This window comes from Christensenella tenuis, assembly GCF_014287795.1.
Classification (GTDB): Bacteria; Bacillota; Clostridia; order Christensenellales; family Christensenellaceae; genus Christensenella; species Christensenella tenuis.
This window is the reverse complement of sequence record NZ_JACOON010000005.1, coordinates 151212-163980: the sequence shown is the minus strand read 5'-3', so window position 1 is coordinate 163980 and position 12769 is coordinate 151212. Positions and strand designations below refer to the sequence as shown.

Here is a 12769-nt window from a genome sequence, read left to right as displayed (position 1 = left end):
TTATGCTTCGCGCGGCGTTCCGCGCAAAGCATGGAAGCGCATTGTTTACAGATATGAGCTTGACGCCCTTTTCCGGAAAATCGCTCGTTTGCAAGATATCTCTCGCAAACTTTACAGTAATGGCCTTTCCAGTTCCTAAGAACGCCTTGCTTTTTTTTGCAGGTGGGAACGGACGAAAAGTCCAGGAAAAAATTTCCAGAATCATGTGACTCCTCATATTGCCATTCGGATGACTCAGCAGTAAACGCAGGCTCGCCGGGAGTATCTTCCGGTTGTCTGTCTGGAATCGGGCGGCCAAGCTCGGATAGTTCCCGAATGGCACACGTTTGATCTACATTAAATTTTTTGCAGTATGCACGCACAACATGGGAACCTGTATAATCTGCAAGCCACATGACAGCTTTTTGTTTACGGCGTTCCCGTTTCTGTACTTTCGTCAATTTTTTCTTTGCCATATTTATCTCCCGGATTTCAGTATCCTTATTATATCACAACAATATGAAAGACATATGTTTTGTTTTCTTCGGGCAATGTTAATCGAAAAATCTTAGCATACGCAATACTCCAAGGCAAAAATAAAGGTGATATATCTTTATTAACTATAAAAAAGGATGAGTGAGAATATATTGAAAAACATACGAACCAAACCAACAATAAAAGCTCCGCGCGTCTTGTCCGAAGCGGTGCGGATTCCCAAAGAACTGCTGCATAAAATTCATGGTAAAGCAGAAGATACAAGCGGCGGACGGAACGAACAAGAGGAATCCCCACAGCAGTACGCCGAGAACCGGATACAGGAAACCGCGCAGCGTTCCGGCAGAAAGGCAAAAGAACATGGGAAGCAGGCGATACGGAAAATACGCGATGCGGTGAAAAAGAATACCCCATCGCAAACAACGAAAACAAGAGCGAACAGCGCGCGCCGCTCCGTCCGCAGTGCAAGACATGCGGCAAAACGAACGGTGAAAACAACGGCAAAACGGACAGTCAAGTCGGTACGGCATACTGTGAAAACCGCGCGGAATACCGTTAAGGCTTCCCGCCGTGCAGTCAGAACCGCAAAGGCCGCAGTAAAGACGGCAAAAATGGCGGCAAAAGCGGCGCAGATGGCTGTCCGTGCCGCGCGCGCGGCGGCGAAAGCGGCTGTTACCGCCGCAAAGACCGCCGCTAAAATAACGATGGCTATCGTAAAAGCTGTGATCGCGGCAGTCAAAGCGCTCGTTGCAGCAATCGCGGCGGGTGGATGGGTAGTCTTGCTCGTTATTTTGATTGTAGTGGTCGTTATTATTCTTGTTGTGTTCCTGATGGGGATATTTTTTGCGGACGAATCCGGAGGGCTGTCCGTCAGCGAGACCGCCGCACAGGTCAATGAAGATTTCCGGCTCGCCATTGATACGCAGATCAGCGGCCTTTCGGCTGGCGGAGATTATGATAAAGTCAATATCATTTACGACGGAAATATGGACGGAGACAGCGATGCCGTCAATAACTGGCGGGATATCCTGATCGTGTTTTCCGGCAGCCGTATGGCGAATGGCGAGCCGTCTATTGAGCTTACGGAAGAATCCTTCGAGGAGTTGCGCCACATCTTCTATGCCATGAACACCGTATCATACAGAACAGAAGTGGTGCAGGACACAGAACAGGGAAACATTCTCAATATCTATGTAACCATAGACAACAAAACATGGCAGGAAGGCGCTGAACTGTTTGCTTTTGATAAAAACCAGATGCAGATTGCAGAGGAACTTGCAAGGCCGGACTATTATCCCCTGTTTGCAGAACTGCTCGGCACGGATATTTACGGCGGTATGACGAACGGAGAGATGACAGACATCATTTCCGGTCTGCCGCAGGGAACAAAAGGAACCGTGATCGTACAGGAAGCGCTCACACGCCTCGGTCATCCGTACAGCCAGCCTTTGCGCGGTCAGGGCGATTATGTGGATTGCTCATACCTCACATGGTGGGCATATAAGCAGGCGGGGATCGACATTCCCACGACTTCCGTGGAACAGGCGCGATATTGTCAGGAGAACGGACGGAACGTAGGACGATCAGAGCTTCAGCCCGGCGATCTTGTGTTTTGGTCAAAAACGACCTGCGGATGCGGGCGCTGGAATGAAATTCATCATGTCGGGATCTATGCGGGGAATAACCAAGTGATCGAAGCGAGCAGCTCAAAAGGCTGCGTTGTGATTCAAAAACTTTGGGGGCTTGACGGCGGAAAATGGCAGGTCTATTCTTTTGCCCGGCCCGACATATAGCGGAGGTACAGGATGGGACATAATAAATATATTGCGGTGTGGGTTGCTGCGGTCGGCAGCGCTTCAAATTTTGTGTATTCTCAGAAAAGAAAAGCAGAATATCGAACAAGATTTTTGATTGGAAGGCTGGGACTAAAACCAGCTCCTGCTTTATGTACTTTATCGGTCTAGAATCAGACTGTCAAGCCAAAATCTTTTTTATGGACAGGTGCTCTGCAAAAACACTGGAAGCTGACTGTGGATTTTCACCAGTCTTTGTGCTTTTCGGTCCATTTTAGATAACATCTACCATAGCCAGATAAAGCATCTTAAAAAGAGCGGTATCGCTCGGAAAAGAGTCCTTATTTGGGGGCACCTTTCGTAACTAGCGATTATAACCTTCAATAGCATTTGTAGTGTGAATCAGCGTGCGGACAGTCTGTGAACACTTGAAATATACTATGTAGTGTAAGTACTAATAGTATGTTACACTATGAAGAGTTACAGGAGCAGACAAAGGATTTCATGATGGTACTCAAACAAACGCACGAGCGCCCCCCAGGTGAAGGAGTTTGCTTCACGCCGAGCTGGAGTAACCATAGCAGTCCAAAAGCCGGGATGTACAGCATCGCAAAATTCACAATATGGAGCTATAAGGTGGATGTGGTATAGCGTCGGAAAGTCCGAAAATATCTGCAAAGTGTTCTGTTCCGGCATAAAAAACGCTTTTCTTACGAAGAACGTGCGGCTTATATGGTTATTTTTGAATTATCCTGTGCTTTTTGGTAGAGTCGCTATAATAGTATTATTATTGCAGATTCTCTTGAACCGTTGAGGGGCAGACATTCGGCATATAGTATTTACAGAGCCATATTCGACATATGATAAGACCGCGCCGCCATTGAATTCGATATGAAAGTATGTTAAAAAGGAGGCCAGTATGATACAGAAAAAAATATTGAAACCGTTTTTATGTCTTTTATGTATTCTCGCTATTCTTGCATCTGCCGGATGTGGTATGATGGGGGAGCTATTGAACGTTCTTGAGGAAGAACCGAAACCCACGAAAGAGCTGGAATCTACGGAAGATTTAACTCAGCCGAGCAGAGAGCCGTATACTAGACGATATTATTCTAGCGATGTCGAGCGTTTTGATGTCCCGCTTGGGGAACGCTCCAGGGAGTTTTTGACAAGGATGCTTTTGTCATCGTATTCTTTGAATTCAAGGACATTATAGAAGCCCAATACACTGAAGAAAACGAAACGAGGCTTCTCGAGCTTTATGAGGAAATTAGGTCCGGCCTGCTGGATGTTAAAACGGACGTTAGCCTTGCGAAGTATGATTATTACCTTGTTATAGATGATTTTTTTCGATACTTTGGTGTAAATGTAAATATGATATGATACTTACATATCCACTTGCTATGGGCTAAACTTTTATCCATTTGAAAAACTCCTTTCGAGTAGAATGTAGATGTTCAGGCTACATGAAAACGAGAAAGGAGTTTTTTGCCCTGTAAGCTTTGTTTCCCACCCGTATATAGACCGTACCGGATAAAAAGGACAGTTTCCGAAAAGCCACCCCCGCTGTAGGATAGAACTACAACGGGGGTGAAAATGTGTATGTCAAGAAAATACACACAAATCAAAGGATATTATGAAGAAATGGAACGCCAGCACCAAGAAGGCTGCAGCTGTCGGGAAATTGGAGAAAAGTTAGGCTTTACAAAAGAACAGGTGAAAGAATGCCTAAGAAGACCAAGACGCAAAGCCCAAAAACAGAACGCCAGTATCCCAAATCGGCGTGGTCGACCGGCTAAGCAAATGCCTTGCATTCTCAGTGCATTGTAAAAAGAGGTCAGGCAGCTTCGGATGGAAAATGAATTGCTGCGGGATTTTCTGAAAACAACCGAAAGGAAGTGAGAACGTCTGCCAAATATCAGGTGATACAAAAATACGCATCGAAGTATCCAATCATTCGCATGTGTGTATTCTTTGGGGTATCCCGCAGCGGATACTACAGCTTTCTAAAGCGGAGGATACAGCCAAACCGGGAATCCGCATTACTGGGGCGAATTCAAGAATGCCGCGGCAGTGGAAGATATATGAATACCTACGGCTGTCATCGGGTACAGATTTGGATCAAACGCCAGTACGGTGAATACTACAATTACAAGACGGTGTGGCGTGTTATGCACAAATACGGGCTGCTATCTAAGATTCGCCGAAAGAGATTCTTTCATTGCGGTGAGCAGATCCGTACCTACCCCAATCTATTGAATCGGAACTTCCACGCCGACAAGCCTAACCAGAAATGGGTAACAGACATCAGTTGCATCCCAACCAGTCAGGGCCCCCTACCTTTCCATCATTCGGGATTTGTTTGATTTAAGCATTGCCGCCTACAAAACAAGTATCCATCAGAGCATTAAGCTGGTACTTGATATGATACGGTTGGCGATGGAAAAAGAAACAGTCACCGCAGAGTTGCAGCTCCACAGTGATCTTTTCTTTGCGTTTGACATCTTTGAGCGTCTTCAATACCAAGTTGATCGATTGCTCTGTGCCTGTGCGATGCGCTACGATACTTAGGTCGTAAAGGCCTCGTATGACCGACAGGTACACCGTGCCTTGTTCTGTGGGGGTATATGAGTGAAATGAATCCGGACTATCGGGAGGCGCTCTATCTCACCTATTTTGAGGATATGAGATATGCGCAGGCGGCGGAGGTCACGGGAAAGACGGTGAAGCAGATTACCAACATGGTATATCGCGGAAAAGAGAGCTTGCGCAAACTGCTGGAACGGGAGGGGATCACAAATGCGGAGTCATGCGGAACGGGTCGCGGATACCGGCGCCGTCGTTCCCGGCTCGTTCAGCTTCAAGAAATATGAAGACGGCAGAGTATACCCGGACGAAAACCGCATGGAAATCCTCTTTACCCCTGATGATACGGAGGCATACGCCACTGCGGAATGCACTGTTACCGTGACCGGAATAAAATACACAATCACAAGCGTCCCCTACGACATCTACATCAACGACAAGCTGCCGGGGACGGCGTTTGAGAATTTAGGGCTTCCTTCCGGCATCAACATAGAGGTCAGCACCGGCGCGAACTTTAGTTCCGTTCCCGTGACATGGGACAGTTCCTCCTACGGCCCGGACTCTTATGAGGAGCAGATCATTACCGGCGATCTGCATGTTGAAAAGAGTTCATACGCGGATCTTCTGGAGCCGACAAGCACAGTCAAGGCTACTGCCAGGATAAAGCTCATTGATAACCGTGTCTTTACGCCCACGCTTGAGCCGCCCACCTACTCCAAGCAGCTCTACGGAGGCGATTTGTGCTTCCTTGTCTTTTCTGACAACTACCTCTCCGGCGGAAAGGCCACGGTGAACGGCGAAACGGTTCCCGGCACGTTCAAGCTGGACAAAAATCAGAAAATATACGGACACTCATTGACGGCGAGCCAGCTCCTGCAGGCCGAGCCGCTGCAGCTGAAGGGCATCTTCACTCCCAACGACCAGAAGCGGTACACCACGGCGGAATGTACCGTCGGTGTGAATGTCATTCCCCGCAGATTTGTCAAACCCAGTTACAACAGGGTGCTTAACAACACAAAGATCGGCATGGCCTTTGAGGAGCTGAACCTGTCGGAGTCGTTCAGTTTCTTCGTGGTTAGCGACGAAACTCCCCCCGGAGAGCTCGAGTCGTATTCTATGAATGCTGTCACCTCGTGGGACGCTTCAACTTATGACCCCAATTCGTATGATATGCAGACGATCTACGGTGAAGTCGACCGCGCCGAATTGGAGAAGTATTTCACCATACCAGAGGATGCCAACCTCAGGGCTGTGATCAAGGTTCAGCTGCAGCCCGACCCAGCCGAAACGGAGATCACGCAGGCACCCGTATTCCGCTGGAAAAACGGTGATTTTACGCTGTCCGACAACACCATCTTCTCCCAGCGAAGGTTTCAGGTGGGAACCTACAACGCGGAAGTCGGCAGTCTCTTTGGCGGCGTGGTAAAGGTCAAGGGGACGGATACCGTCGTCCCCGGCACATTCTCATTTAAGAAGGGTACGCCGCTCTACTCCTCGTCTCCGGGCGAATACGACATGACGGTGGTGTTCACGCCGACAGATCCGCGCCTCCACAAGCCGACGGAGACCAGCATCAAAATAAACGTCATCAAAAACACCCTCAAGGATGCCGATGAGCCGGAACCCATTACCGATAAGCCGCTCGGCACGCCCTTTACGGAGCTTGGGCTGCCGAAAGATGTGGTCGTCAATGCCGTTGACGGCGCTTGGCGCTGGATTGACGTAGCATGGGATGCGGCGTCCTATGACGCGGAGTCCCCGGATTGGCAGACCATCACCGGTACGTTGGTGTTTGATGAATATGACGAAAGCACCTACCAGCAGCCAGGCCCTGTGGTAACGGCCACGATCAGGGTAAAGCTCATCGTCCCGGATTCCGCGCCTACCGTCACCACCGGAACCCTGCCGACGGCTTGACGCTTAACGCGGATACAGGCGAAATCAGTGGCACGCCCACTGCGGCGGGCACTGCGGTCTTTACGGTCAAGGTGGTCAACGTTTTGGGTTCGGACACAAAGGAGCTGTCCCTTGCGATAGTCAAGGCCGAGCACACCGCCACCTTTGACGGCAACGGTGGTATGCCCTCTGTCGGCAGTATGACCACCACGAATCAGAAGCTGGTCTCTCTGCCCGATGCTTCCCGCAGCAAGCACAGCTTCGACGGCTGGTACACCGAAAAGAGCGGCGGCAGCGACAACCCGCCCGTCACCGATTATGCGCTGCGCTTTGAAATAGGAGGCGGCAGCCATATTGCCGACGTGCGGGGAACGTACAACACCTACATTGACCTGACAAAGTACGTTCCGATCCGGCGCGGCTATACCTTTATCGGCTGGTACAGCGACCGCGATCTGACAAACAAGGTTTCCGGCGTTTATCTGACGAACGATATGACCGTATATGCAGGCTGGCGCGTGACTGCAATCCCGCAGACCGGTGACAGCAGCCAACTAGGTTTGTGGAGTATTACGCTATGTGCGTCTCTTGCCGAATGTCTCGCGCGGACCACATGGCAGCTCAGACGGCGCAAGGGCGTATCACGGGAAACTGCAAAAAAGCAATCAGCACACTTTTGTGGCACGGGTTTGTTCCCCCGTGCCACATTCGCTATCTTCCCAGGAAAAAGACGGCTGTCCTTTTGAAGGACAGCCGTCCTGCTTTTACTGTTGATGTGTATGCACCTGGATATCATTCCTCAAACAGGTACAGGAGATAGCCGTACCCATCGGACTCCATCTTTGCATAAGGCACAAAGCGGAGGGACGCACTGTTGATGCAGTAGCGCACGCCGTTGGGCGATTCCGGATCACCGGTAAATACATGACCGAGATGAGAGTCTCCAGCGCGGCTTCTGACCTCCGTGCGGCGCATACCATGGCTCAGGTCCTCCAGCTCCACCACGGCAGGCTCCTCAATGGGCTTGGTAAAGGCGGGCCAGCCGCAGCCGCTCTCGAACTTGTCCGTGGAGGAAAAGAGCGGTTCGCCGGTAACGATGTCCACATAGATGCCTTTCTCGAACTGGTTCCAGAACTCATTGCTGAAGGGACGCTCCGTGCCGCTCTCCTGGGTGACCCGGTACTGCTCCGCCGTCAGCTTGTCCCGGACGGACTCCGCCGCGGGCTTTTGGTAGTCGCCCGGATCGATGCGCAGCTTGGAGAACAGCTCCATCTCCGCTTTTGGGATATGGCAGTAGCCGTTCGGATTCTTCTCCAGATAGTCCTGGTGGTACTCCTCGGCGGGATAGTAGTTTTTCAGCGGGCCGATCTCCACGAAGAACTTCTCGCTGCGTCCCCGCTCAATCTCGGCGATGCGTTCCACCGTCTCCTTCGCGCTTTCGTTAGTGTAGTAGACGCCGGTCTGGTACTGGCTCCCGATGTCGTTGCCCTGCCGGTTTTCTACCGTAGGGTCGGTGACGTAGAAGTAGGCCAGCAGCAGGGCGTCGAGACTTATCTGCTCGGGGTCGTATTCCACCCGCACGGTCTCCCGGAAGCCGGTGTTCCCCTTGCAGACGGTCTGATAGTCGGCGTCCGCCTCGCAGGTACCGTTGGCGTAGCCGCTCTCGGTATCCAGAACGCCGGGGATGGACTGCATCAGCTGTTCCAGTCCCCAAAAGCAGCCGCCTGCCAGATAGATGACATTTTCCGTGGTATCCATAAACATGCTCTCCTCGCCGGACATATCAGAGGGATGCCCGGCCATTTCCTTCGATTCCGTTTTCTGCGGCATATTCTTATGTGCTGCGGCGCAGCCGCTCAGTAGCAGTGCCGCAGCAAGCAGAAGCGGTAATACTCTCCGATACATGGCGGTTTACTCCTTTCTGAGGAGATAAATTCGTTTGTCAGCCCATATCGGCGGCAAGAGCCTGGTCGATGAGCTTTTGCAGCGTCTCCGCCTGCTTTTTTTCCGTGACGGCACCTGTGATGGGCTCTCCCACGATGTTGCCGTTGCGGTCAACCACATAGGTGGTGGGATAAGCAAAGATGTTCGTGGCAAACTTTCCCGCCTCGCCGTCGGAAGCGAAATACACATTCTGATAAGTCGCGCCTTTCTTGGCGAGTACATCTTTCGCCTCAGAAATTGCCGCTTTGTCGCCGTCCAGTGTGAAGGTGTTGACACCGATGAGCGCGCCGCCCTTCTCAGTAAGCTCCTTGTTCAGCGCATCCAACTCGGCAAGCTCGCCCACGCAGGGATTGCAGGTGGTAAACCAAAAATTCACTACGGTGACGGCGTTGCCGGAGAATAGCTCATCGCTCTTCACCGCGTTCCCATCCAAGTCTTTACCCTCAAATGCAGGGAACTTCTGCATACTGCCGTCATCGGGCGGCGTGGTCATGTCGCTGCCCGCAGGCATACTCATGGTTCCATCCATGGATTGCTGTGCCGCCTCGGGGTATTTTTTCTCAATCATGGTCAGCTTGTTTTCGATGTCGCGGATTTTCTCCGCTTCTTCCTGAAGCAGTTTCAGCTCATCCGCCGTAAACTGATCCTTGGCGGATTCGATTGTACTGAGCAGGAAATCACCGTAGTTTTTGCCGTCTTCCTGCATGGTCATGCCCTTGTCGGCCGCCATGAATACCTTTTCCCAAAGCGCTGTGTTCTCCGAGAGAATGGCATTTTCCTGTGCCAGCAGATCTTTGTGCATGGCAGCCGCTTCCTCGGCGTTCTTCGGCTCATTGCTCATCCCATCCATTTTGTCGCCGCCCTTTGCGCCGCAGGCTGCCAGAGACAGCACCATCAGTGCGAGAAGCAACAGCGCCAGCAATCGGCCGGCAGTATTCATTCTATTCATCCGTTTTGTTCCTCCTTGTTATTGTTGTTTTTCTGCGGCTGTTCTGCCGCCTTTGTTTTATCTTTACCGTCTCCGAAGCCGTAGCGGAAGCACACGGCGTTGGTCGGACAGGCTCGGACGCACATCCCGCAGCGAATGCACTCTGTATGGTTGGGCGTCTTTGTCACATCCACATCCATTTTGCAGGCTCTGGCGCATTTTCCGCAGGAGACGCACTTGTTTTTGTCCACCTTCATCTGGAACAGGGACACCCTGTTGAACAGCGCGTAGAACGCGCCCAGCGGGCAGAGCCACTTGCAGAAGGGACGGTAGAATACGATACTCAGCGCAATCACCGCCAGCAGGATGCTGAACTTCCATGTAAACAGGCTGCCCAGCGCCGCCCGAATGCCGGAATTGGCAAGGGACAGCGGAATGGCCCCCTCCAGCACGCCCTGCGGGCAGAGGTATTTGCAGAAGAAAGGGTCGCCCATGCCCACATCGTTCACAAGGAATGCCGGCAGCAGCAAAACCATCACCAGCAAAACGGCGTACTTGAGGTATCGCAGCGGCTTCAGCCTTTTCGTGGACAGCTTCTTCGTGGGAATCTTGTGCAGCAGCTCCTGAAACCAGCCGAAGGGACACAGAAAACCGCAGATAAAGCGTCCCAGCAGGACTCCCAGCAAAATGAGGAAGCCTGTGATATAATAGGAGAAGCTGAACTTGGAAGACCCTACCACCGCCTGAAACGCCCCGATGGGGCAAGCGCCGGAGGCCGCCGGGCAGGAGTAGCAGTTCAACCCCGGCACACAGACGGTTTTCCCTGCGCCCTGATACAGTCCACCCCTGAGGAAATTCGGCAGGTGCAGGTTGGTCAATAAAGTTGCCCCCGCCTGTATCCAGCCCCGGAAGCGGGACATAGTCTGTGACACGCCCGAAAACTTCTTACCCAATGCCCACACACTCCAGACATAATTTGATTGCTTTGCTCAGCACCGCCGCCGCCTCGCCGCGCCATACGCCGAAGCACAGCATGGCGATTCCCGCAACCAGCAGCAAGGCCTGCGCCGCAGTCTTTTTTACATGACTCAATTCCATCACCCTTTCGTTTTTTCTGCCACCATCATAACGCGAGAAAGTTAAAATCCCTGTTAAGAACGAAAATTTAACGCAAACCTTATCTGTTTTTGCTATAATTTAAGAACAACATGAAAATGAAGAATAAAAAGGAGGGCTCTCATGCACCTTTTAGTAATTGAAGATGAACGCGCCCTGTGCGAGACCATCGTCCGCAGCCTGCGGCGGCTGGCCTACAGCGTAGATTACTGCTACGACGGGGAGAAGGCGCTGGAGCTGATCGCCGTTGAAAAATACGATCTCATCCTGCTGGATCTGAACCTGCCGGGGAAGGACGGCATGACGGTGCTGCGCACCCTGCGGCAGACAGACCGGGAGACGAGGGTGCTGATCCTCTCCGCCCGCAGCGAGGTGGAGGACAAGGTGGAGGGGCTGGATGCGGGCGCCAACGACTATCTGGCAAAGCCCTTTCACTTAGCCGAGCTGGAGGCCCGCATTCGCAGCCTGACTCTGCGGCAGTTCACCCAGCAGGATGTGCTGTTGACCTGCGGAGCCTTGACCTTTGACACGCGCTCCCGCACCGCTTCCGTCAACGGGCAGACATTGACGCTGACCCGCAAGGAAACGGGCATTCTGGAATATCTGATGGTGCACCAGGGGCGGCCTGTGAGTCAGGAGGAGCTGATGGATCATGTCTGGGACAACAGCGTGGACAGCTTCAGCAACTCCATTCGGGTACATATCTCCGCCCTGCGCAAAAAGCTCCGGGTCGCCCTGGGTTACGACCCCATCCGCAACCGTATCGGCGAGGGCTATCTGATGGGAGGCGAGGAGACATGAGGAAGATATCTTTGCAATGGCGCATCACCCTGATGACCGTCCTGCTTATCGGCATCACCTGCGTCGCCATGAATCTGCTGCTCTGCTCCTCCGGTGTGTACTATATGGACACGATCGCAGACACCCTGCAGGGCGGCGGCACTATTATTATGAACGGTGAAGGGGTAGAGAGCTTTGATCCGCAGCTCATAACGCCTGACGAGGATCTGACCATCGTTGTCAATGGAGCACAGGGGCGTTTTCGTACGACCAACTGGTACATCACGGCTGTGGTGACACTGCTCAGCGGCATTCTGGCCTATTTTGTCAGCGGGCGCGCCCTCAAACCCCTGCGCAGCTTCGCTTCTCAGGTGGAGAAGGTGCAGCTGAATAATCTGGCGGATATGAGAATCAATGAGGATGTTCTGCCGGAGTTTCGGCAGCTGAGTCACTCCTTCAACCAGATGCTGGAGCGGCTGAACAACGCCTTTGCCGCTCAACGGCAGTTCACCGGCAACGCCGCCCACGAGCTACGCACGCCGCTGGCGCTGATGCAGGCGCAGCTGGATCTGTTTTCCGCGGAGCATCCCGATGTGCTGCCGGAGACGGCGGAATTTCTCTCCCTGCTGCAGGAGCAGACGGAGCGGCTGGCGCAGATGACAAAAACGCTACTGGAAATGAGCGACCTTCAAACAGTAGCGCGTACCGACCAAATCCAGCTGGGACCGATGATCGAGGAGATCTTCGCGGATCTTGCGCCGCTGGCGGAAAAAAACGATATCACGCTGGAGCGAAAGGGCGACGGCGCCATGACCGGCAACGACACGCTGATCTACCGAATGCTTTTCAACCTGACGGAAAACGCCATCAAGTACGACCGTCCCGGAGGCGCAGTGCGCATTTCCATATCCCAGGAGGAAAAGCGCCTTCTCATCCGCATCACGGATACCGGTTGCGGCATCCCGAAAGAATACCGGCAGAGTATCTTCCAGCCCTTCTTCCGGGTAGATAAGTCCCGTAGCAGGGAATACGGCGGCGCAGGGCTGGGGCTGTCGCTAGCATGGGAGATTGCCAATCTCCATGGTGGTTCCGTATGGGTCGAGAAGAGCACAGAGGAAGGAACCACCATTGCTGTGGAAGTCCCAGCGTAATAAATCAAAACTCCCCATTAAACAAGTGGTTTGATCTAGCCTTATAAGAGCTAATCAGCTATGGCAGTTTCCTTAAGGAGACATCGAATAGCGCGGTGACC

The 12769-nt window shown here is 52.3% G+C and carries 12 protein-coding genes and 2 pseudogenes; 8 read left to right on the top strand and 6 right to left on the bottom strand.

The genetic code is table 11. The features are described from left to right. Positions 1-5 precede the first annotated feature (5 nt). A pseudogene (locus tag H8S18_RS15110) lies at positions 6-185 on the bottom strand (hypothetical protein); the annotation flags it as partial. Positions 186-626: 441 nt separating this feature from the next. Between H8S18_RS15110 and H8S18_RS10310 the strand changes: the two are divergent. Further along, a complete protein-coding gene (locus tag H8S18_RS10310) occupies positions 627-2267 on the top strand; it encodes a C40 family peptidase (protein WP_186858204.1) in 1641 nt (546 codons plus the stop codon). Between the two features lie 198 nt (positions 2268-2465). Here H8S18_RS10310 and H8S18_RS15155 read toward each other — a convergent pair. After that, positions 2466-2703, bottom strand: a pseudogene (locus H8S18_RS15155) (transposase); the annotation flags it as partial. Between the two features lie 483 nt (positions 2704-3186). Here H8S18_RS15155 and H8S18_RS10305 point away from each other — a divergent pair. From H8S18_RS10305 to H8S18_RS10285, 5 genes are all read left to right on the top strand, one after another. Then, entirely contained in the window at positions 3187-3483 is a 297-nt protein-coding gene (locus H8S18_RS10305; protein ID WP_162938938.1) for a hypothetical protein, read from the top strand. Between the two features lie 745 nt (positions 3484-4228). Continuing rightward, positions 4229-4633, top strand: a complete 405-nt coding sequence (locus H8S18_RS15105) for an IS3 family transposase (RefSeq protein ID WP_407920137.1) — start codon at positions 4229-4231, stop codon at positions 4631-4633. Between the two features lie 261 nt (positions 4634-4894). Then, complete coding sequence (locus H8S18_RS10295; protein WP_242861994.1) at positions 4895-5140, top strand: RNA polymerase sigma factor; 246 nt, start codon at positions 4895-4897, stop codon at positions 5138-5140. Then, positions 5067-6770 (top strand): hypothetical protein, encoded by a 1704-nt coding sequence (locus H8S18_RS10290; RefSeq protein WP_186858203.1) that lies wholly within the window; start codon positions 5067-5069, stop codon positions 6768-6770. Before H8S18_RS10295 ends, H8S18_RS10290 begins: the two co-directional genes overlap by 74 nt. Further along, positions 6767-7495, top strand: a complete 729-nt coding sequence (locus H8S18_RS10285) for an InlB B-repeat-containing protein (protein ID WP_186858202.1) — start codon at positions 6767-6769, stop codon at positions 7493-7495. Before H8S18_RS10290 ends, H8S18_RS10285 begins: the two co-directional genes overlap by 4 nt. Before the next feature lie 46 nt (positions 7496-7541). Here H8S18_RS10285 and msrB read toward each other — a convergent pair whose 3' ends face one another. Genes msrB through H8S18_RS10265 form a run of 4 tightly spaced genes read right to left on the bottom strand, consistent with a single transcriptional unit; the run spans position 7542 to position 10719 of the window. Continuing rightward, positions 7542-8654 (bottom strand): peptide-methionine (R)-S-oxide reductase MsrB, encoded by a 1113-nt coding sequence (gene msrB, locus H8S18_RS10280; RefSeq protein WP_186858201.1) that lies wholly within the window; start codon positions 8652-8654, stop codon positions 7542-7544. Between the two features lie 37 nt (positions 8655-8691). Then, on the bottom strand, positions 8692-9642 hold the full coding sequence (locus tag H8S18_RS10275) for a TlpA disulfide reductase family protein (RefSeq protein WP_330598762.1): 951 nt from the start codon (positions 9640-9642) through the stop codon (positions 8692-8694). Next, positions 9639-10541: a 4Fe-4S binding protein gene (locus H8S18_RS10270; protein WP_186858317.1), complete on the bottom strand. Its 903-nt coding sequence runs from the start codon at positions 10539-10541 to the stop codon at positions 9639-9641. The genes H8S18_RS10275 and H8S18_RS10270 overlap by 4 nt, the downstream gene beginning before the upstream one ends. Positions 10542-10566: 25 nt before the next feature. Beyond that, positions 10567-10719: a CD1871A family CXXC motif-containing protein gene (locus H8S18_RS10265; RefSeq protein ID WP_162938984.1), complete on the bottom strand. Its 153-nt coding sequence runs from the start codon at positions 10717-10719 to the stop codon at positions 10567-10569. A gap of 141 nt (positions 10720-10860) precedes the next feature. On the opposite strand from H8S18_RS10265, the gene H8S18_RS10260 reads away from it, so the two are divergent. After that, a complete protein-coding gene (locus H8S18_RS10260; RefSeq protein WP_046442388.1) occupies positions 10861-11538 on the top strand; it encodes a response regulator transcription factor in 678 nt (225 codons plus the stop codon). Beyond that, positions 11535-12668, top strand: coding sequence for a sensor histidine kinase (locus H8S18_RS10255; protein WP_186858200.1), 1134 nt, complete (start codon positions 11535-11537; stop codon positions 12666-12668). The genes H8S18_RS10260 and H8S18_RS10255 overlap by 4 nt, the downstream gene beginning before the upstream one ends. Positions 12669-12769 lie beyond the last annotated feature (101 nt).

Coding starts and splice junctions, on each gene's coding strand:
- H8S18_RS10305 (WP_162938938.1), top strand. CDS start 3,187: ATGATACAGAAAAAAATATTGAAACCGTTTTTATGTCTTTTATGTATT.
- H8S18_RS15105 (WP_407920137.1), top strand. CDS start 4,229: ATGTGTGTATTCTTTGGGGTATCCCGCAGCGGATACTACAGCTTTCTA.
- H8S18_RS10295 (WP_242861994.1), top strand. CDS start 4,895: ATGAGTGAAATGAATCCGGACTATCGGGAGGCGCTCTATCTCACCTAT.
- H8S18_RS10290 (WP_186858203.1), top strand. CDS start 5,067: ATGCGGAGTCATGCGGAACGGGTCGCGGATACCGGCGCCGTCGTTCCC.
- msrB (WP_186858201.1), bottom strand. CDS start 8,654: ATGTATCGGAGAGTATTACCGCTTCTGCTTGCTGCGGCACTGCTACTG.
- H8S18_RS10275 (WP_330598762.1), bottom strand. CDS start 9,642: ATGAATAGAATGAATACTGCCGGCCGATTGCTGGCGCTGTTGCTTCTC.
- H8S18_RS10270 (WP_186858317.1), bottom strand. CDS start 10,541: ATGTCCCGCTTCCGGGGCTGGATACAGGCGGGGGCAACTTTATTGACC.
- H8S18_RS10265 (WP_162938984.1), bottom strand. CDS start 10,719: ATGGAATTGAGTCATGTAAAAAAGACTGCGGCGCAGGCCTTGCTGCTG.
- H8S18_RS10260 (WP_046442388.1), top strand. CDS start 10,861: ATGCACCTTTTAGTAATTGAAGATGAACGCGCCCTGTGCGAGACCATC.
- H8S18_RS10255 (WP_186858200.1), top strand. CDS start 11,535: ATGAGGAAGATATCTTTGCAATGGCGCATCACCCTGATGACCGTCCTG.